Source organism: Blastococcus sp. TML/C7B, from assembly GCF_016612845.1.
GTDB lineage: Bacteria > Actinomycetota > Actinomycetes > Mycobacteriales > Geodermatophilaceae > Blastococcus.
Genome location: NZ_JAEOAA010000001.1, coordinates 1,225,146 through 1,242,666, shown reverse-complemented (window position 1 = coordinate 1,242,666; position 17,521 = coordinate 1,225,146). Strand labels below are relative to the sequence as shown.

The window sequence follows — 17,521 nt, the reverse complement described above, 5'->3', positions numbered from 1 at the left end:
CGAACCGGGGTCTTGCGCCGCCGGAGAGGCCGTTATGCGCACATCCGCCGGTCAGACGGCGCAGGTGCCGTCCTCGCAGCCCTCGGCGGCGGGGACGGTGATCAACGGGTTGGCGTCGGCCCAGGCGCGCTCGAGGATCTGCAGCAGCTGCTCGGCGGGCTGGGCGCCGGCGGCGCCGTACTTCCGGTCGACGACGAAGAACGGGACGCCGCGCGCGCCGAGCTCGACCGCCGTCGCGCTGTCCTCGATGACCGCGTGCCGGTAGCGGCGGTCGGCCAGCGCCTCGCGGACCTCGGCCTCGTCCAGCCCCACCTCCACGGCGAGCGGCACGAGCGAGTCGACGTCGAAGACCGAGCGCTGCTCCTCGAAGTAGGCGTGCAGCAGGCGCTCCTTGAGCTCGTTGCGCTTCTCGTTGCCGTGCTCGGCGGCCAGGTGCAGCAGCTCGTGGGCGAGCAGCGTGTTGCCGCTGATGCCGTCGGCCAGGTGGTACTCGAGCCCCTCGGCGGCGGCGAGCTCCTCGAGACCGCGCATGTTCTCGCGCATCTGCTCCGCGGGGACGCCGTACTTGGCGGCCAGCGCGGGCAGCGTCGGGTGCGTCTCGCCCTCGGGGACCGTCGGGTCCAGCTGGAAGGAGCGCCACACGACCTCGACCTGGTCACGGTGCGGGAACCGCTCCAGGGCGGTCTCCAGCCGGCGCTTGCCGACGTAGCACCACGGGCAGACGACGTCGGACCACACCTCTACGCGCATGCCCGACCCAACGCCGTTGCACGGCGGAACTATTTCCCGCGGGCGGAGGGCGCGCCGGGTGGGGCCCGGGGGGGGTCCCACCCGGCGCGACGGACCCGCTCGGCGCCAGGCGGGAACGTCTCCTGGACGCGCTGTGATCCGGGGGGGGGTCGCGGGGTCAGCGCACGCCGACGAGGTCGACGACGAAGACGAGGGTGGCGCCGGGCTTGATGACGCCGCCCGCGCCGCGCTCGCCGTAGGCCTTGTGCGCCGGGATGGTCAGCCGGCGGCGGCCGCCGACCTTCATTCCGAGCATGCCCTCGTCCCAGCCCTGGATGACCATGCCGACGCCGAGGCGGAACTCCAGCGGGTCGCCGCGGTCCCAGGAGGCGTCGAACTGCTCGCCGCCGTCGTGGGTGACGCCGACGTAGTGGGCGCTGATCAGGTCGCCGGCCTTGGCCTCGGGGCCGTCACCGACGACGAGGTCCTCGATCACCAGGTCGTCGGGGGCGGGCCCGGTGGGGGGCTCGACGTCCGGACGGGTCAACTCGGCCACGATGCCTCCTCGCTGGCGCCGGGGCCGTCCCGGTGCCGCGACCATCCAAGCAGCGGGGACGCCGGCCCGCCCGGGCGGTCACTGCACGGCAGAAGGATCCATCCAGATGGTCTCCCAGACGTGCCCGTCCGGGTCGGTGAAGCTGGTGCCGTACATGAACCCGTGGTCCTGCGCCGGCTGCAACGGCTTGCCGCCCGAGGCCAGGGCACGGGCGAGCATGTCGTCGGCCTCCTCCCGCGAGTCCACGGACAGGCCGTTGAGCTGCGTCGTTGCCGCGGCCGGGTCGCCGACCGCTCCCGGCACGAAGTCGGCGAACCGGTCGCGGGTGAGCAGCATGACCACGATCTGCTCGCTGATGACGACCGACGCCGTCCGCTCGTCGCTGAACTGCTCGTCGAACTCGAGGCCGAGCCCACCGTAGAAGGCCTTGGCCCGGGCCAGATCGGCGACGGGGAGGTTCACGAAGATCATGCGCACGGGGGTCTCCTCGGTCCGCGGGGCGGCGCGCCCACGCGCGCCGTCAGCAGTACGACGACCGACGACGACGGTTCTCATCGGCGGGCGCCGGCGGGGGCCGGATGCCGGGCCCCGCCGCTACCGTCCGGCCATGATCGACCACCTGGGTCTGCAGTGCGCCGACGCCGCCGCTGCAGCGGCCTTCTACGAGCAGGTCTTCGCCTCCTGCGGCGTGCGGGAGGCCATGCGCTTCGACACCCCGCACGGCCCGGTGATCGGCCTGGCCGGCCCGGGCGGCCAGCCGCAGCTGTGGACGTCGCCGCTGGCGGAGGGTGACAACCGCCCCGTGCACCTCGCGCTGGCGGCCCCGTCGCGCGAGGCCGTCGACGCCGTCTATGCGGCAGCACGGGAGGCGGGCGCGGAGATCCTGCACGAGCCGCGGGAGTGGCCCGAGTACCACCCGGGCTACTACGGCGTCTTCCTGCGCGATCCCGACGGCAACAACGTCGAGGCCGTGCACCACGGGTTCCCGGCGTCCTGATCGGGGCAGACGGTCGCATGGACTCCGCACCCTCGCCCTTCCCGACGGGCGCCGAGCCCGCGCCGTGGTGGACCCGCGCCGTCGTCTACCAGGTCTACCCGCGCTCGTTCATGGACTCCGACGGCGACGGCGTCGGCGACCTGGGCGGCATCCTCCAGCGGCTGGACCACCTGACCGACCTCGGCGTCGACGTCCTGTGGCTCTCGCCGGTCTACCCCTCGCCGCAGGCCGACAACGGCTACGACATCAGCGACTACCGCGACATCGACCCGCTCTTCGGCAGCCTGGCGCAGCTGGACGAGCTGATCGCCGCCCTGCACGCGCGCGGGATGAAGCTGGTGATGGACCTGGTGGTCAACCACACCAGCGACGCGCACCCGTGGTTCGAAGAGAGCAGGGCATCGAGGACGTCACCGAAGCGGGACTGGTACTGGTGGCGGCCGCCGCGGCCGGGATTCGCGGCGGGTGACCCGGGGGCGGAGCCGACGAACTGGCAGTCGTTCTTCTCCGGGCCGACATGGACCCTCGACGAGGCCAGCGGCGAGTACTACCTGCACCTGTTCGACCGCCGCCAGCCCGACCTCAACTGGGAGAACCCCGAGGTCAGGCACGCGGTCTACGACATGATGCGGTGGTGGCTCGACCGCGGGGTCGACGGTTTCCGCATGGACGTCATCAACATGATCAGCAAGGACGTCGCCCCGGACGGCTCGCTGCACGACGGGCCGCCGATCCCCGGCTCGGCGCTGGGCAGCGGGTACGCCTCGTTCATCTGCGGGCCGCGGATCCACGAGTTCCTCCAGGAGATGCACCGCGAGGTCTTCGCGGGGCGCCCGGAGGCGTTGCTGACCGTCGGCGAGATGCCCGGCGTCACCGTCGAGCAGGCCCGGCTGTTCACCGATCCGGCCCGCGCCGAGGTGGACATGGTGTTCCAGTTCGAGCACGTCGGCCTGGACCACGGGACCTCGAAGTGGGAGGTCCACCCGCTGCGGATGCGCGACCTCAAGGCCTCGTTCGGCCGCTGGCAGACGGGGCTGGCCGAGGTGGGGTGGAACTCGCTCTACTGGGACAACCACGACCAGCCGCGCGCGGTCTCCCGCTTCGGGGACGACTCCCCCGAGTTCCGCCGCGACTCGGCCACCTGCCTGGCCACGCTGCTGCACCTGCACCGCGGGACGCCGTACGTCTACCAGGGCCAGGAGCTCGGGATGGCGAACTACCCGTTCCGCTCGCTGGAGGAGTTCGCCGACGTCGAGTCGCTCAACCACCACGTGCACGCCGTCTCCGCGGGGCACGACCCGGCCGACGTCCTGGCCGCGCTGCGGACGTCGAGCCGCGACAACGCCCGCACGCCCGGTCCAGTGGGACGACTCGCCCCACGCCGGCTTCACCACCGGCCGGCCGTGGCTCGCGGTCAACCCCGACCACGTCGAGTGGAACGCGGCGGCGCAGCGGGACGACCCGACGTCGGTGCTCGCCCACTACCGGCGGCTGATCGCGCTGCGGCACGAGGACCCGGTGGTGGCCCTCGGCGACTTCCACCTGCTGCTGCCGGAGCACGACGAGGTGTACGCCTTCACCCGCTCCCGGGACGGCGGAACGCTGCTCGTCGTCTGCAACGTGGGCCGGACCACCTACCGGCTGTCGTCGCTGCTGCCCGAGGTGGTCGACGCGGAGCTGGTGCTCGGCAACCTGCCCGAGGACGACCCCGCCGTGCTGCGCCCCTGGGAGGCGCGCGTGCTCCGGCTGCCCTGACCCCGCGTCTTGTGCACGAACCGTCGTCTCCGGTGGCCCGGGACGACGGTTCGTGCACGAACGGTCGCGTCGCCGCCGCTCAGCCCGACCGGTGCGCCCTGTTCCACGTCTCACCGCGCGCGGAGAGGTGGAACAGGGCGCAATCGCGACTCAGCTCAGCGGCGAGCGCGGCAGCAGGCGGTCGCTGATGATCCGCTTCTGGATCTCGCTGGTGCCCTCGAAGATCGTGGTCAGCCGGGCGTCGCGCCAGTGCCGCTCGACCTGCCGCTCGGTGGTGTAGCCGTTGCCGCCGTGCAGCTGCATCGCCTGGTTGGTCACCCGCACCGACATCTCGGTGGCCTCGAGCTTGACCATCGAGGCCTCCTTGGCCACCGGCAGCCCCAGGTCGATCAGGTGCGCGACCTGCCGGTAGAAGCTGCGCGCCTGCTCGATCTGCGCGGCCATCTCGGCGACGGCGAACCGCAGCGCCTGGAAGTCGCCGATCGGGTGGCCGAACTGCTCGCGCTCCTGCAGGTAGAGGATCGAGTCCTCCAGCGCGGCGCGGGCGAGGCCGACGGCACGGGCGGCGGTGTGCACGCGCGCGGTGTTGAGGAACTTCTGCGCCTCGGCGAAGCCAGCCTGCTTGGCCGCCTCCCCCTCCTCGCCGCTGTCCTCCCGGGCCGCCTTGGCCTCGTCGATGATGTTGTCCTTCGGGATGCGGACGCCGTCGAAGGTGAGGTCCCAGGTCAGGAAGCCGTGGTAGCCGATCTTGTCGATCGGGTGCCCTGTGAGCCCCTCCGGGAACTCGCCGCGCTTCTTCTCCAGCAGCAGGTTGATCAGCCCGGCCGAGCGGGACTCCCCCTCCTCCGGGTCCCGCTCGCGCACCAGCACCTGGATGAAGTCGGCCGCCTCGGCGTTGCCGCACCAGCGCTTGCGGCCGGTCACCACCCACTCGTCGCCCTCGAGGACGGCGCGGGTGGAGACGCCGGCGAGGTCGGACCCGGCGTCGGGCTCGGACAGCGCGATGGCGCCGATCCACTCGCCGCGGGCGCTGCGCCGGCTGAGCTCCTCGCGCCGGTCGGCGTCGGGCACCGCCGTCCCCAGGCCCTGGGAGCGGGCCAGGATGCTGGCCGACGACATCCAGGCGCGGGCCAGCTCCTCGCTGACCATGCAGTACTCGAAGACGCCCAGGCCCAGGCCGCCCTGCTCGGCCGGCACGGTGATGCCGAAGTAGCCCAGCTCGGCCAGCCGGCCCAGCAGCGAGGCCGGGATCAGGCCCTTCTGCGGGTCGAGCTCGTTCGCGACCGGCAGCACCTCGTCCATCGCGAACCGGCGGGCCTGCAACTGCAGCTCCTCGCGCTCGGGCGTGTGCCACGGGGGCAGCAGCGCCGGCGGCGGGGGCAGCAGGGTCTCGGTCTCGCTCGACGTCATCGTCGGTCTCCACTCGGTCCGGGCGGATGATCAGGTCCACCTTGGGGGCTGGTCCTATCCGCCGCAGTCCGAGCTCATCCGCGCAGGTGACCAGCCTCACCAGCGCCGACCCCGGAGGGACTTTCGGTACCGAAAGTCCCTCAGGGGGTGCGGCGCTGCCGGGCGAGCGCGACGTAGTGCTCGACGGCGGCGGGGTCGTCGACGGTGCCGACGTTGACCGCCTTGGCCGGGTCGACGCCCTGGAACAACCGCTTGAGCGGCACCTCCAGGCGCTTGCCGGTGCGCGTGTGCGGCACCGCGGGGACGGCGAGGACCTCGTCGGGCACGTGCCGCGGCGAGGCCTGCTCCCGGATGACGGCGCGCAGCCGGGCAACCAGCGCGTCGTCCAGGGAGACCCCCGGCGCCAGCTGCACGAACAAGGGCATCCAGTAGCCGCCGTCGGGCTGCTCCACCCCGAGGACGACGCAGTCGACCACCTCGGGCACCGACTCGACGGCGGCGTAGATGTCGGCGGTGCCCATGCGGACGCCGCCGCGGTTGAGGGTGGAGTCCGAACGCCCGGTGATCACGCAGGTGCCGCGCTCGGTGACCTCCATCCAGTCGCCGTGCCGCCACACCCCGGGCCACGGCTCGAAGTAGGCGGCCCGGTAGCGGGCGTCGCCGGGGTCGTTCCAGAACCGCAGCGGCATCGACGGCATCGGCTCGGTGATCACCAGCTCGCCGAGCTCCCCGGTCACCGGCTCGCCGTCGGCCGACCACGCCGCCGCGGCGACGCCGAGCAGCGGGCGCTGCAGCTCCCCGGCGGTCACCGGCAGCAGCGGCGAGCTGCCGATGAACCCGGTCGCGACGTCGGTGCCGCCCGACAGCGAGCCGAGCAGCACGTCGTCGGCCACGGCGTCGTAGACCCAGCGGAAGGCGGCGGCCGGCAGCGGCGAGCCGGTCGAGCCGACGCCGCGCAGCGCGGAGAGGTCGTGGTCCCGGCCCGGCCGCAGCCCCGCCTTCTCGCACGCGGAGAGGTAGCCGGCGCTGGTGCCCAGGTACGTCATCCCGGTCCGCGCGGCCAGGGCGAACTGCGCGTCGGGGCCCGGGTAGGCCGGCGCGCCGTCGTGGACGACGAGCGTGCAGCCGCTCAGCAGCGTCGACGTCGCGATGTTCCACATGATCCAGGCGGTCGAGGCGTACCAGAAGAACCGGTCGCCCACGCCGACGTCCATGTGCAGCTCGGCGGCCTTGCGCTGCTCGAGCACGACGCCGCCGTGCCCGTGCACGATGCCCTTCGGCAACCCGGTCGTGCCGGACGAGTAGACGATCCACAGCGGGTGGTCGAAGGCGGTCGGCTCGAACCGGGGCTCCTGCGTGTCCGCGACGGCGTCCGCCCAGCTCAGCGCTCCGTCGGGCGGCTCGGACGGGAACAGCCGAGGGACGGCGATCGTCGTCCGCACGCTCGGCAGCGCGGCGCGCAGCTCCGCGACGACCTCCCGCCGGTCGAACGGCCGCCCGTTGAACCGGTAGCCGTCGACGGCCACGAGCACGGTGGGCTCGATCTGCGCGAACCGGTCCAGGACGGCGCGGGTGCCGAAGTCCGGCGCGCACGCCGACCACACCGCGCCCACGGCGGCGGCGCCGAGGAACGCGACCACCGCCTCCGGGACGTTCGGCAGGTAGCCGGCCACGCGGTCCCCCGGACCGACGCCGAGCCGGCGCAGGGTCGCGGCGAACGCGCCGACCTGCCCGCGCAGCTCGGCCCACGAGATCTCGGCCGGCTCGGTGTCCTCGGCGGTCGCGATGATCGCCGGGTGGTCGGGCGTGCTCTGCCGGAAGACCTGCTCGGCGTAGTTCACGGTCGTGCCCGGGAACCAGACCGCCCCGGGCATCCCCGGGTCGGGCAGCACGGCGGCGTCCGGGACGTCGAGCACGCCGGTCCACCGCGCGAGGTCGCCCCAGAACTGGTCCAGGTGCTCCACCGACCAGCGCCACAGCGCGTCGTAGTCCACCGGGTCGCCGAAGGAGAGCCCGCGGCGCTGCTCGACCCAGCGCGCGAACGCCGCGATCCGCGTTCCCCGCATCGTCTCCGGAGTGGGCTGCCACAGGACGTCGCTCACGCCCGCACCCTGCCACTGCCACGCCGCGCTCCGCCACGGCTCACTAGCTTGCGTCGCTGACTAGTAGGTCTTACCGTCTAGCCGTGCCCTCCGAGACCCCCTGGCCCTCCGACTGGCTGCGCGCGGCATTGCCGCTGTGCGTCCTCGCCGTCGTGGCCGAGGAGGAGACCTACGGGTACGCCATCGCCCAGCAGCTCCGCGAGGCCGGCCTGGGTCCGGTCAAGGGCGGCACGCTGTATCCCCTCCTCAACCGGATGGAGCAGGACGGGCTGCTGCGGTCCTCCTGGCGGGAAGGCGCCGCCGGGCCCGGGCGGAAGTTCTTCGCGGCCACCGAGGCAGGCCGGGCGGAGCTCGCCGGGCGCACCGCCGCATGGCGGCTGTTCACCGAGCAGGCCACGGCCCTGCTCCCGTCCCTGGAGGAGGCCCGATGAGTTCCGACGCCGGCACGTACCGCGGCGATCTGATCCTGGCGCTGCGCATGCGGGACATCCCCGGCGACCGGATCGGCGAGATCGTGGCGGAGGTCGAGAGCCACGTCGCCGACAGCGGGGAGGATCCGCGCGAGGCCTTCGGACCGCCGCAGGAGTACGCGGCGAGCGTCTCCGGCCGGGCCCGTACGCGCTGGAGCCGCGCCGACGTCCTCGTCGCCGTCGGCAGCCTCGTCGGTGGGTGGTCGCTCGCCACGGGCCTGCTCGGGCTGATGGGCGGCGACCCGGTCGGGCCGCTCCCCACCTGGGCTCTGCTCGGCGTCGCGGTCGTCGTCCTCGCCCCTACCCTCGGCCACCTGCGCCGTTCGGCGTCGCCCGCGCGCGATCCCCGCACCGGGCAGGACCTCGCACCGCTGCCCCGCTGGGTGCCCTGGGCCATGGGCGCCTCGCTCGCGCTCCCGGTGGTGCTCGCGGCGGTGGTCATCGCCGCGGCCTCCTGACCGGCGGGCCGGGCACCCGTCGGCCATCCTGACCGGAGACGTGCCACCGGAGACAGGAGCCACCGTGCCCGCAGACGAGAAGAACGTGCTCGGGGGCCTGCTGGAACCGTGTGGCACCGAGCCGCTCACCGGTTTCTACCGCGACGGCTGCTGCAGCACCGGCCCGGAGGACCTCGGCTCGCACACCGTCTGCGTCGTCGTCTCCGCCGAGTTCCTGGAGATGCAGCGCTCGCTCGGCAACGACCTGTCCACCCCGCGCCCCGAGTACGGCTTCCCGGGCCTGCGCCCCGGCGACCGGTGGTGCGTCGTCGCCGTCCGGTGGCTGCAGGCCTACCAGGCGGGCGCCGCCGCGGGCGTGGTCCTGGCCGCGACCAACCAGCGGGCGCTCGAGGTGGTGCCGATCGAGGCGCTGCGGCAGCACGCCGTCGACGTCCCCGACGACATCAGCGCCCTGGAATGACGGAATGAACGCCGTCCCGGCGGTGCTGCGGCGGTCATGAGCGACCTCCTCGACGTGCCGCTGACCACCCTCGCAGGCGAGGCGACCACGCTGCGCGAGCTGACCGGTGGGACGCCGGCGCTGCTCGTGAACGTGGCCAGCAAGTGCGGGCTGACCCCGCAGTACGCCGCACTGGAGGCGCTGCACGAGGAGCTCGCGCCGCGCGGCTTCACCGTCGTCGGCGTGCCGTGCAACCAGTTCATGGGCCAGGAGCCGGGCACCGCCGAGGAGATCGCCGAGTTCTGCTCCAGCACCTACGGCGTCACCTTCCCGATGACGGAGAAGGTCGAGGTCAACGGCGAGGGGGCGCACCCGCTGTTCCAGCAGCTCACCGCCGTCCCCGACGCCGAGGGCACGGCCGGCGAGGTCGCCTGGAACTTCGAGAAGTGGCTGATCTCGGGCACGGGCGACGTCGTCGCCCGGTTCCGCCCGATGACGACGCCGGACGCCCCCGAGGTGCGCGCCGCGATCGAGTCGGTCCTCCCCGGCTGACGCGCCGCTCCCGGCCGGACAGCGGGGCAGTGAGGTTAGCCTTACTGCAGATCTCGCCGTCCGTCCCTGGGAGCTCGTGTGACCGCCACGGCCGACGCTCCCGCGCGGAGCGGCGCCGCCCGCACCTCGGTGCGCACCCAGCGCGCCCGGCGGACGCTGGTGCTGCTCGGCCTGGTCGGGCTCGTGCTGGCCGCGGCGCTGGCCAGCATCGCGGTCGGCACCCGCTCGCTCGCCCCGGGCGAGGTCTGGCGCGCGCTGTTCGAGACCGACCCGACGAACGAGGCCGCGGTCATCGTCCGGCAGCTGCGGGTGCCGCGCACCGTGCTCGGCCTGCTGGTCGGCGCCGCGCTGGGCATGTCCGGCGCGCTCATGCAGGGCCACACCCGCAACCCGCTCGGTGACCCGGGGCTGCTCGGCGTCACCGCCGGCGCCTCGCTGGCCGTCGTCCTCGCCATCGCGGTGTTCGGCGTCGCCTCGCCCGCCGGGTACGTCTGGTTCGCCTTCGCCGGCGCGCTGATCGGCACCGTCCTCGTCTACGCGATCGGCTCGGCCGGCCGCGGCGGCGCGACGCCGGTGACGCTCGCGCTGGCCGGCGCGGCCCTCTCGGCGCTGCTGTACGCGATCGTCCGGGCGTTCGTGGTCAGTGATTCCCGCACCCTGGACAACTTCCGCTTCTGGCAGGTGGGCGCGCTGGCCGGCCGCGGCGAGGAGGTCGCCTGGCAGGTCGGGCCGTTCATCGCCGTCGGCGTCGTGCTGGCGCTGGTCAACGCCCCCGCGCTCAACCTGCTCGGCCTCGGCGAGGACGTCGCCCGCGGGCTCGGCCAGCGCATCTGGCTGGCCCGGGCGGTCGGCCTGGCCGCCATCACGCTGCTCTGCGGCGCGGCGACGGCGGCCTGCGGGCCGATCGCCTTCGTCGGCCTGGTCGTGCCGCACGTCGTCCGCGCGCTCACCGGCCCCGACCACCGCTGGCTGGTCCCCTGCTCTGCCCTCGCCGGCGCCGCGCTGCTGCTGGCCGCCGACGTGCTGGGCCGCGTGCTGGCCCGCCCCGGCGAGCTCCAGGTCGGCATCGTGCTCGCGCTGGTCGGCGCCCCGTTCTTCATCGCGCTCGTGCGCCGTCGCCGGACGATGGCCCTGTGAGCGCCACGCTGGAGCGCCCGGTCAGCGGGCCCGCGCGGCCGCACGGCGGTGCGGATCGGGCCGGTCTCGACCGTGCTGCGCTGGCGGCAGGTGCTCGTCCCGCTCGTGGCGCTGGTCGTCCTGCTGCTCGTCTCGGCGGTGAGCATCGGCCGCGGCGACTTCCCGATCGGGGTCACCGACGTCGTCCGCACGCTGCTGGGCCTGGACGAGGGCCCGCAGGAGTTCATCGTGCGGCAGCTGCGCGCGCCGCGGGTGGTCGTCGGGCTGCTGGTCGGGCTGGCGCTCGGCATCGCAGGCGCGCTGTTCCAGACCTTCGCCCGCAACCCGCTGGCCTCCCCCGACACCCTGGGCATCACCGTCGGCGCCTCCGTCGGCGCCGTGGCGGCCATCGTGCTCAGCGGCACCAGCTCGGCCGGCGCCGTGCTGGGCGGCTTCGGCGTCCCGATCGCCGCGCTGATCGGCGGGCTGGTCACCGGGCTGCTGCTGTTCGTGCTGGCCTGGCGGGCGGGCCTCGACGGGTACCGGCTGGTTCCTCGTCGGCATCGCGCTGTGGTCGGTCGGCAGCGCGCTGGTCGACTGGCTGCTCACCAACGCGCAGATCTACGACGCCGCCGCGGCGTACGTGTGGGTCACCGGCTCGCTCAACGCGCGCACCTGGGACCAGGCGGTGCCCCTCGCCCTGGCCCTCGCCGTGCTCCTGCCGCTCGCGCTGGCGACCGGCCGGGCGCTGAGCGTCCTCCAGTTCGGCGACGACACCGCCCGCGGCCTGGGCCTGCGCCTCCCGATCGCCCAGACGGCGGTGGTCCTGCTCGCCGTCGCGCTCACCGCGGCGGCCGTCTCCGCCGCGGGCCCGATCACCTTCGTCGCGCTCGTCGTCCCCCAGGTGGCGGTGCGCCTGACCGGCGGCTCGCGCCCGCCGCTGCTGGCGTCGGGCCTGCTGGGCGCCGTCCTCGTCGTCGGCGCGGACCTGGTCACCCGCACCGTGCTCCCCGAGGCGCTGCCGGTCGGCATCCTCACCGCCGTCATCGGCGCGCCCTACCTGCTCTGGCTCCTGGTCCGCGGAAGGCGGCGATCCACCCTATGACGGCGCACACCGTGACCCCGGCAGCGCAGGGGGCCCCCGCCCCGGAGGCGGCGCGCGTGCGGCTGGCCGCCGACCACGTGCGGCTGGCCTACGACGACACCGTCGTCGTCCACGACCTGGACCTCGAGCTCACCGACGGCTCGTTCACCGCGATCGTCGGGCCCAACGGCTGCGGCAAGTCCACCCTGCTGCGTGCACTGGGCCGGCTGCTGCGCCCCACCGGCGGCCAGGTGCTGCTCGACGGCCGGTCGATCGCCCGGACGCCGACCCGCGAGGTCGCCAAGGTCCTGGGTCTGCTCCCGCAGTCGCCGATCGCGCCGGAGGGGCTGACCGTCGCCGACCTGGTCGCCCGCGGCCGGCACCCGCACCAGAGCTGGGTGCGGCAGTGGTCCCGGGACGACGAGGCGGTCGTCGCCGAGGCGCTGGAGTGGACCGACATGGCCGAGCTGGCCGGCCGCGCGGTCGACGAGCTCTCCGGCGGGCAGCGGCAGCGCGCCTGGATCTCGATGGCGCTGGCGCAGGGCACCGACCTGCTGCTGCTGGACGAGCCGACCACCTACCTCGACCTCGCCCACCAGATCGACGTCCTCGAGCTGGTCGGGCGGCTGCACGCCGAGCGGGGCCGCACGGTCGCCGTCGTCCTGCACGACCTGAACCTCGCCGCCCGCTACGCCGAGCGGCTCGTGGCCATGAAGGACGGCGTGCTGGTCGCCTCCGGCACGCCGGCCGAGGTGCTCACCGAGCAGCTGCTGGCCGACGTGTTCGACCTCGAGGCGCGGATCGTGCCCGACCCGGTGACCGGCACGCCGATGGTCGTCCCGGTGCGCCGGCTGCGCTGAGCCGGCCGCTCACGCCGCGGCGAGCACCTCGTCGAGGTGCTGCAGCGGATCGCCGCCCTCGCCGCTGCGGACGTCGTCCAGCCACACCCGGAACGCGGTGACGGCGCGCCCCACCAGGAGGCGGGTGCGCCAGTCCGCCACCCCGCCGCTGCGGGCCACGAGCCGCTCGGTGAGCCGCCGCTCCTGGTCCGAGAGGCGGGAGACCGGTGAGGCGCCGCGCTCGCGGGCGACCTGCGCCAGCGTGCGCAGGTGCGCGTCCAGCCGGCCGTCGTCGGCGGTCACGGACTCGCCGAGCCGCCGCAGCGCCCAGTGCAGCACCCCCGCCTGGTCCAGGTCGTCGGGGGCGGTGGCGATGTCGTCGGCCACCCGGTCGGCCATGACGCGGCTGGGTTCGGCCAGGACGTCGTCCTTGGTCGGGAAGTAGCGGAAGAAGGTCCGCGGCGCGATGTCGGCCGCCGCGCAGATGTCGGCCACGGTGACCTTGTCGAAGCCGTGCTCGGCGAACAGCCGCATCGCGGCGTCGACGGTCTGGGCGCGGCTGGCCGCCCGCTTGCGCTCGCGCAGCCCGTCCACGGACCACCTCCTCCCCGTCCCCGGTTGGACGCGTGACGAGCTCCACAGGTTCCGCCAGGACGACGGGGCCCTCGCGGCATAGCATGCCGCGTGGCAGTTTGTGCCACGAAACCCGTCCTGCTTGGAGCCTGCATGTCCCACGCCCCCACGACCTCCCCGGCGGCCGCCGCCGAACCCGGGGCCGACGACGCCTGGCACCCCCAGCAGGTGGCCGCGCTCGCGGTCGTCGCCGTGTGCGGCGTGCTGGTCTCGCTGACCCAGTCGATCCTCATCCCGGTGCTGGGTGCCATCCAGCGCGACCTGCAGAGCAGCACCACCGGCACCGAGTGGCTGCTCACCTCGACGCTGCTGGTCGCCGCGGTGGCGGTGCCCGTGTTCGGCCGGCTCGGTGACCTCTACGGCAAGCGCCGCATGCTGCTCGTCGCCACCCTGGCCCTCGTCGTCGGCTCGGTGATCTGCGCGCTGGCCGACTCGATCGAGGTCATGATCGTGGGCCGCCTCGTCACCGGCCTCTCCTCGGCCGCCATCCCGCTGGGCATCAGCCTGATCGGGCAGGTGCTCCCGGCCGCGCGCGCCGGTTCGGGCATCGCGCTGGTCAGCGCCACGCTGGGCATCGGCGGCGCCCTGGGTCTGCCGCTCGCCGCGCTCGTCGCCGAGCACTCCGACTACCACGTGCTGTTCTGGATCTGCGCCGTCGGCGGCGCCGCCGGCTTCACCGGCATCTGGTTCGCGCTCACCGAGGTGGCCCGCAACGGACGCGGCCGGATGGATTTCCCGGGCGCCCTGCTGCTCGCCGCCGCGCTGGTCAGCCTGCTGCTCCCGCTGGCCGAGGCGACCACCTGGGGCTGGGCCGACGGCCGGACGATCGGCCTGCTGGTCCTCGCCGCCGTCCTGCTCGCCGTCTTCGTCGTCGTCGAGCGGCGGGTCGCCTCGCCGCTGGTGGACCTCGTGGTCAACGCCCGGCCCTCGCTGCTGCTGACCAACATCGCCTCGCTGTGCATCGGCTTCGCCCTGTTCGCCTCCTTCATCGGGACGGCGACCTACGTGCAGGCGCCGCCCTCGACCGGGTACGGCTTCGGCTCCTCGGTGCTCGCCAGCGGGCTGGCCATGCTGCCCAGCGGTCTGGCCATGCTGGCGCTGTCCCCGGTCTCGGCGATGCTCTCGGCCCGCTTCGGCCCGAAGATCACGCTGGCGATCGGCGGCGCCGTCGTGGCGCTGGGCTTCCTCGGCCGGATCGTGTTCACCGGCTCGTTCACCGAGATCGTCATCTGGACGACGGTCGCCGGCGCCGGAACCGGCATCGCCTACGCCGCCATGCCGAGCCTGATCCTGCGGGCCGCACCGTCGCACGAGCTCGCCGCGGCCAACGGGCTCAACACGCTGGCCCGCAGCGTCGGCAGCTCGCTGGCCAGCGCCATCGGCGGCACCCTGCTGGCCGCGCAGACCATCTCGCTCGGCGGGTTCGACCTGCCCTCGCTGAGCGCCTACCGCACGCTGTTCGGCATCTGCGCCGGCGCCGCGCTGCTCGGGGCGCTGGTCGCGCTGGTCATCCCGGCCGCGACGGCGGAGGCCGGGCAGGAGCAGCGGGCCGTCCCCGTCCGCGCCTGAGACGCCGGTGCGGGGCGGCGCCCGGGCCCGCCCCGCACCGGACCCCCTCCCACGGGCGACTTAGGCCAGGCTAACCTTCGCGGCGCAGAGGGATGATCACGCATCCCCGAACCCGAGGAGAACCCGTTGGCCCGCACATCCCGCCGCCTGCTCGGTGGCCTGCTCGCGCTCGCCGTCGTCGGCCTGAGCGCCTGTTCCTCCGACGACGAGGGCGCGGACGGCGCGTCCTCCGGCGCGGGATGGTCGTTCACCGACGACCTGGGGAACACCGTCGAGCTCGACGAGGCCCCCGAGCGCGTCGCCGGCCTCAACGACGTCGTGTCCTCGCTGTGGAACTACGGCATCGCGCCGGTCGCCACCTTCGGCCAGACCTCCACGGCCGACGACGTCGCCTTCGAGGGCCGCGACCTCTCCGACGTCGAGATCCTCGGCGAGAGCTACGGCGACATCGACCTCGAACAGCTCGCCGCGGCGGCGCCGGACGTCATCGTCACCACCGTCTACCCGACCGACTCCGAGGGCACGCTCGACGAGAGCCAGCCGCTGTACGGCTTCGAGTCGGTGGAGCAGCAGGAGCAGGTCGCGGAGATCGCGCCGATCATCGCCATCGCCTGGCGCGGCTCGGCCGCGGACGTCATCGAGCGCACCGCCGAGCTGGCCGAGGCCCTCGGCGCGGACATGGGCAGCGACGAGGTCACCGCGGCGCGCGCGGACTTCGAGGCCGCGAGCGCGGCGCTGACCGAGGCCGCCGCGGGCGGGCTCACCGTGCTGCCCGTCGCCGCCTACGCCGACGAGGGCTTCTACATGGCCAAGGCGCCCGACGAGCCGTCGCTGCGCATGTACGGCGAGCTCGGCGTCCAGTTCGTCGACCCGGGCGGCGAGGACTACTACTGGCAGACCGCCGGCTGGGAGACCGTGACCCAGTACCCGAGCGACCTGATCCTGTACTCGCTGCGCGGGGCGCTCCCGCCGGAGCAGATGGCCGAGCAGCCCACCTACAACCTGCTGCCCGCGGCCCAGGCCGGCCAGGTCCACCCGTGGAAGTACATCGGGATGGACTACGCCGCCCAGGCCGCCTACATGGACGAGCTCGCCGGCTGGCTGGCCGGCGCGCAGGACGTCACGCCCTGACCCACCGACGGGGCCGCCGGGATCGTGCGATCCCGGCGGCCCCGTGCGGTCAGGAGGGTCGTGCGGTCAGGAGGGTCGCTCCGCGCCGTCCGGGGCCGGCTTCACGGAGAGCACGAAGTCGTCGCCGTGGTGCCGGATGCCGTGCACGACGGCCTGCTCGACGGCCTCGACCGCCGCCGTCCGGCGCAGCACCATCGGGTCGCTGCGCAGGTCCTTGGCCAGCGAGACGGCCAGCCCCACCATCACCAGCGCGAACGGCAGCGCCGCGATGATCGTGAGGTTCTGCAGCCCGGTCATGGGCCTCGTCCCCCCCGACCAGCAGCATGATCGCGGCCACGGCGCCCATGACGACGCCCCAGAAGACGACCGTCTTCCGCGAGGGCTCCAGCGTTCCGCGCTCCGACAGCGAGCCCATGACGATCGAGGCGGCGTCGGCCCCGGAGACGAAGAAGATCGCCACCAGCACCATGACCAGGATCGTCATGGCGGTCGCCAGCGGATAGGTGTCGAGGACGCCGAACAGCTGCCCCTCGGACGTCGACTGGCCGGCGACGTCCGCGCCGTCCCGCTGGGCCGCGATGCCGGCGCCGCCGAAGATCGCGAACCAGACCAGGCTGACCGTGCTGGGCACGAGCAGCACGCCGGTGACGAACTGGCGGATGGTGCGACCGCGGCTGATCCGCGCGATGAACAGCCCGACGAACGGCGTCCAGCTGATCCACCAGGCCCAGTAGAAGACCGTCCAGCCGCGCAGCCACTCGGCCATCGGGTCGCCGCCGCTGGCCTCGGTGCGGCCGGGCCATCTGGGCCAGGTCGGAGAAGTAGGCGCCGATCGCGCCGGGCACGAGGTTGAGGATCAGCACCGTCGGGCCGACGACGAACACGAACAGCGCGAGCACCCCGGCCAGCACCATGTTGATGTTGGACAGCCACTGGATGCCCTTGGCCACCCCGGAGACCGCCGAGGCGACGAACGCGCAGGTCAGGATGGCGATGATGGCGACCAGCGCGCCGTTGCCGACGTCCCCGAACCAGCCGATGATCTCCGCGCCGCTGCCGATCTGCAGGGCGCCCAGGCCGAGCGAGGCCGCCGAGCCGAACAGCGTCGCGAAGATCGCCAGGACGTCGATGAGCTTGCCCGCCGGGCCCTCGGTCCTGCGCCGGCCGAACAGCGGGGCGAACGCCGAGCTGATCAGCTGCGGGCGGCCGCGGCGGAAGGTGCCGTAGGCGATGGCCAGGCCCACGACGGCGTAGATCGCCCACGGGTGCAGCGTCCAGTGGAACAGCGTCGTGGCCATCGCGGTCGAGATCGCCTCGGGCGTCTCGGCGTCGACCGTGCGCGGCGGGGGCGAGACGTAGTGCGTCAGCGGCTCGCTGACGCCGAAGAACATCAGCCCGATGCCCATCCCGGCGCTGAACATCATCGCGATCCACGAGGTGGTGCGGAACTCGGGCTGCTCGTCGTCCCGGCCCAGCGGGATCCGGCCGTACCGGCTCGCGGCCAGCCACAGCACGAAGACGACGAAACCCGAGGCCAGGACGACGAAGAGCCAGCCGAGGTTCTCCTCGACCCAGGTCAGCGCGGAGCCGCTGGCCGACCCCAGCCCCGAGGGCGTCAGGAACCCCCAGGCCACGAAGGCCAGGGCGAGGGCGGCGGAGATCCCGAAGACGACGGTGTCCA

Annotated in this window: 18 protein-coding genes and 4 pseudogenes; 13 read left to right on the top strand and 9 right to left on the bottom strand. The window is 73.8% G+C overall.

Translation table 11 applies throughout. From position 1 onward, the window contains the following. Positions 1 to 51 precede the first annotated feature (51 nt). The 3 genes from JKP76_RS06000 to JKP76_RS05990 form a co-directional block, all read right to left on the bottom strand. The gene (locus tag JKP76_RS06000; protein WP_200489959.1) at positions 52 to 750 is read right to left on the bottom strand and encodes a DsbA family oxidoreductase; all 699 of its coding nucleotides are present in this window, start codon (positions 748 to 750) and stop codon (positions 52 to 54) included. A gap of 157 nt (positions 751 to 907) precedes the next feature. Beyond that, on the bottom strand, positions 908 to 1,285 hold the full coding sequence (locus JKP76_RS05995) for an FKBP-type peptidyl-prolyl cis-trans isomerase (RefSeq protein ID WP_200489958.1): 378 nt from the start codon (positions 1,283 to 1,285) through the stop codon (positions 908 to 910). A gap of 78 nt (positions 1,286 to 1,363) precedes the next feature. After that, positions 1,364 to 1,756 (bottom strand): VOC family protein, encoded by a 393-nt coding sequence (locus JKP76_RS05990; protein WP_207147471.1) that lies wholly within the window; start codon positions 1,754 to 1,756, stop codon positions 1,364 to 1,366. Positions 1,757 to 1,892: 136 nt separating this feature from the next. Between JKP76_RS05990 and JKP76_RS05985 the strand changes: the two genes are divergently transcribed. From JKP76_RS05985 to JKP76_RS20470, 3 genes and pseudogenes are all read left to right on the top strand, one after another. Continuing rightward, entirely contained in the window at positions 1,893 to 2,282 is a 390-nt protein-coding gene (locus JKP76_RS05985) for a VOC family protein (protein ID WP_200489956.1), read from the top strand. Positions 2,283 to 2,299: 17 nt separating this feature from the next. Further along, positions 2,300 to 3,442 (top strand): annotated as a pseudogene (locus JKP76_RS20475) (alpha-glucosidase); the annotation flags it as partial. Between the two features lie 310 nt (positions 3,443 to 3,752). Then, entirely contained in the window at positions 3,753 to 4,037 is a 285-nt protein-coding gene (locus tag JKP76_RS20470) for a DUF3459 domain-containing protein (protein WP_309232959.1), read from the top strand. Positions 4,038 to 4,187: 150 nt separating this feature from the next. On the opposite strand, the gene JKP76_RS05975 is transcribed toward JKP76_RS20470, so the two are convergent. Together JKP76_RS05975 and JKP76_RS05970 are read right to left on the bottom strand one after the other, a co-directional pair. Further along, positions 4,188 to 5,447 carry an acyl-CoA dehydrogenase family protein gene (locus JKP76_RS05975; protein WP_200489955.1) on the bottom strand — a complete coding sequence of 420 codons (1,260 nt, stop codon included), beginning with the start codon at positions 5,445 to 5,447 and terminating at the stop codon, positions 4,188 to 4,190. A 140-nt stretch (positions 5,448 to 5,587) separates the two neighbouring features. After that, positions 5,588 to 7,549 carry an acetoacetate--CoA ligase gene (locus JKP76_RS05970; RefSeq protein ID WP_309229963.1) on the bottom strand — a complete coding sequence of 654 codons (1,962 nt, stop codon included), beginning with the start codon at positions 7,547 to 7,549 and terminating at the stop codon, positions 5,588 to 5,590. 83 nt (positions 7,550 to 7,632) lie between these two features. Here JKP76_RS05970 and JKP76_RS05965 point away from each other — a divergent pair, with 83 nt between their 5' ends. From JKP76_RS05965 to JKP76_RS05935, 8 genes and pseudogenes are all read left to right on the top strand, one after another. After that, on the top strand, positions 7,633 to 7,980 hold the full coding sequence (locus JKP76_RS05965; RefSeq protein WP_200489954.1) for a PadR family transcriptional regulator: 348 nt from the start codon (positions 7,633 to 7,635) through the stop codon (positions 7,978 to 7,980). After that, positions 7,977 to 8,477, top strand: coding sequence for a hypothetical protein (locus JKP76_RS05960; RefSeq protein ID WP_200489953.1), 501 nt, complete (start codon positions 7,977 to 7,979; stop codon positions 8,475 to 8,477). The genes JKP76_RS05965 and JKP76_RS05960 overlap by 4 nt, the downstream gene beginning before the upstream one ends. A gap of 64 nt (positions 8,478 to 8,541) precedes the next feature. After that, complete coding sequence (locus JKP76_RS05955) at positions 8,542 to 8,937, top strand: DUF2237 family protein (RefSeq protein WP_200489952.1); 396 nt, start codon at positions 8,542 to 8,544, stop codon at positions 8,935 to 8,937. Positions 8,938 to 8,973: 36 nt separating this feature from the next. After that, positions 8,974 to 9,468, top strand: a complete 495-nt coding sequence (locus tag JKP76_RS05950) for a glutathione peroxidase (RefSeq protein ID WP_200489951.1) — start codon at positions 8,974 to 8,976, stop codon at positions 9,466 to 9,468. A gap of 78 nt (positions 9,469 to 9,546) precedes the next feature. Further along, positions 9,547 to 10,605: an iron ABC transporter permease gene (locus JKP76_RS05945; protein WP_200489950.1), complete on the top strand. Its 1,059-nt coding sequence runs from the start codon at positions 9,547 to 9,549 to the stop codon at positions 10,603 to 10,605. 48 nt (positions 10,606 to 10,653) lie between these two features. Then, positions 10,654 to 11,076: pseudogene (locus tag JKP76_RS20465) on the top strand (iron chelate uptake ABC transporter family permease subunit); the annotation flags it as partial. A 70-nt stretch (positions 11,077 to 11,146) separates the two neighbouring features. Then, complete coding sequence (locus JKP76_RS20460) at positions 11,147 to 11,689, top strand: iron chelate uptake ABC transporter family permease subunit (protein WP_309232958.1); 543 nt, start codon at positions 11,147 to 11,149, stop codon at positions 11,687 to 11,689. Then, a complete protein-coding gene (locus tag JKP76_RS05935; protein ID WP_200489949.1) occupies positions 11,686 to 12,528 on the top strand; it encodes an ABC transporter ATP-binding protein in 843 nt (280 codons plus the stop codon). Before JKP76_RS20460 ends, JKP76_RS05935 begins: the two co-directional genes overlap by 4 nt. 9 nt (positions 12,529 to 12,537) lie before the next feature. Here JKP76_RS05935 and JKP76_RS05930 read toward each other — a convergent pair whose 3' ends face one another. Next, on the bottom strand, positions 12,538 to 13,101 hold the full coding sequence (locus JKP76_RS05930) for a TetR family transcriptional regulator (RefSeq protein WP_309229965.1): 564 nt from the start codon (positions 13,099 to 13,101) through the stop codon (positions 12,538 to 12,540). Positions 13,102 to 13,233: 132 nt separating this feature from the next. Between JKP76_RS05930 and JKP76_RS05925 the strand changes: the two genes are divergently transcribed. Together JKP76_RS05925 and JKP76_RS05920 are read left to right on the top strand one after the other, a co-directional pair. Beyond that, a complete protein-coding gene (locus JKP76_RS05925) occupies positions 13,234 to 14,709 on the top strand; it encodes an MFS transporter (protein WP_200489948.1) in 1,476 nt (491 codons plus the stop codon). Between the two features lie 126 nt (positions 14,710 to 14,835). Continuing rightward, positions 14,836 to 15,840, top strand: coding sequence for an ABC transporter substrate-binding protein (locus tag JKP76_RS05920; RefSeq protein ID WP_200489947.1), 1,005 nt, complete (start codon positions 14,836 to 14,838; stop codon positions 15,838 to 15,840). Positions 15,841 to 15,906: 66 nt separating this feature from the next. Here the strand turns inward: JKP76_RS05920 and JKP76_RS22210 are convergent, their stop codons facing one another. From JKP76_RS22210 to JKP76_RS22200, 3 genes and pseudogenes are all read right to left on the bottom strand, one after another. Continuing rightward, positions 15,907 to 16,137 (bottom strand): BCCT family transporter, encoded by a 231-nt coding sequence (locus JKP76_RS22210; RefSeq protein WP_255522511.1) that lies wholly within the window; start codon positions 16,135 to 16,137, stop codon positions 15,907 to 15,909. A gap of 67 nt (positions 16,138 to 16,204) precedes the next feature. Next, a pseudogene (locus JKP76_RS22205) lies at positions 16,205 to 16,606 on the bottom strand (BCCT family transporter); the annotation flags it as partial. Between the two features lie 91 nt (positions 16,607 to 16,697). Continuing rightward, a pseudogene (locus tag JKP76_RS22200) lies at positions 16,698 to 17,474 on the bottom strand (BCCT family transporter); the annotation flags it as partial. Positions 17,475 to 17,521 lie beyond the last annotated feature (47 nt).

What these genes read in the sequence shown, in the direction of transcription:
- JKP76_RS06000 (WP_200489959.1), bottom strand. Translation starts at nt 750, where the DNA reads ATGCGCGTAGAGGTGTGGTCCGACGTCGTCTGCCCGTGGTGCTACGTC.
- JKP76_RS05990 (WP_207147471.1), bottom strand. Translation starts at nt 1,756, where the DNA reads ATGATCTTCGTGAACCTCCCCGTCGCCGATCTGGCCCGGGCCAAGGCC.
- JKP76_RS05985 (WP_200489956.1), top strand. Translation starts at nt 1,893, where the DNA reads ATGATCGACCACCTGGGTCTGCAGTGCGCCGACGCCGCCGCTGCAGCG.
- JKP76_RS05975 (WP_200489955.1), bottom strand. Translation starts at nt 5,447, where the DNA reads ATGACGTCGAGCGAGACCGAGACCCTGCTGCCCCCGCCGCCGGCGCTG.
- JKP76_RS05960 (WP_200489953.1), top strand. Translation starts at nt 7,977, where the DNA reads ATGAGTTCCGACGCCGGCACGTACCGCGGCGATCTGATCCTGGCGCTG.
- JKP76_RS05950 (WP_200489951.1), top strand. Translation starts at nt 8,974, where the DNA reads ATGAGCGACCTCCTCGACGTGCCGCTGACCACCCTCGCAGGCGAGGCG.
- JKP76_RS05935 (WP_200489949.1), top strand. Translation starts at nt 11,686, where the DNA reads ATGACGGCGCACACCGTGACCCCGGCAGCGCAGGGGGCCCCCGCCCCG.
- JKP76_RS05925 (WP_200489948.1), top strand. Translation starts at nt 13,234, where the DNA reads ATGTCCCACGCCCCCACGACCTCCCCGGCGGCCGCCGCCGAACCCGGG.
- JKP76_RS22210 (WP_255522511.1), bottom strand. Translation starts at nt 16,137, where the DNA reads ATGACCGGGCTGCAGAACCTCACGATCATCGCGGCGCTGCCGTTCGCG.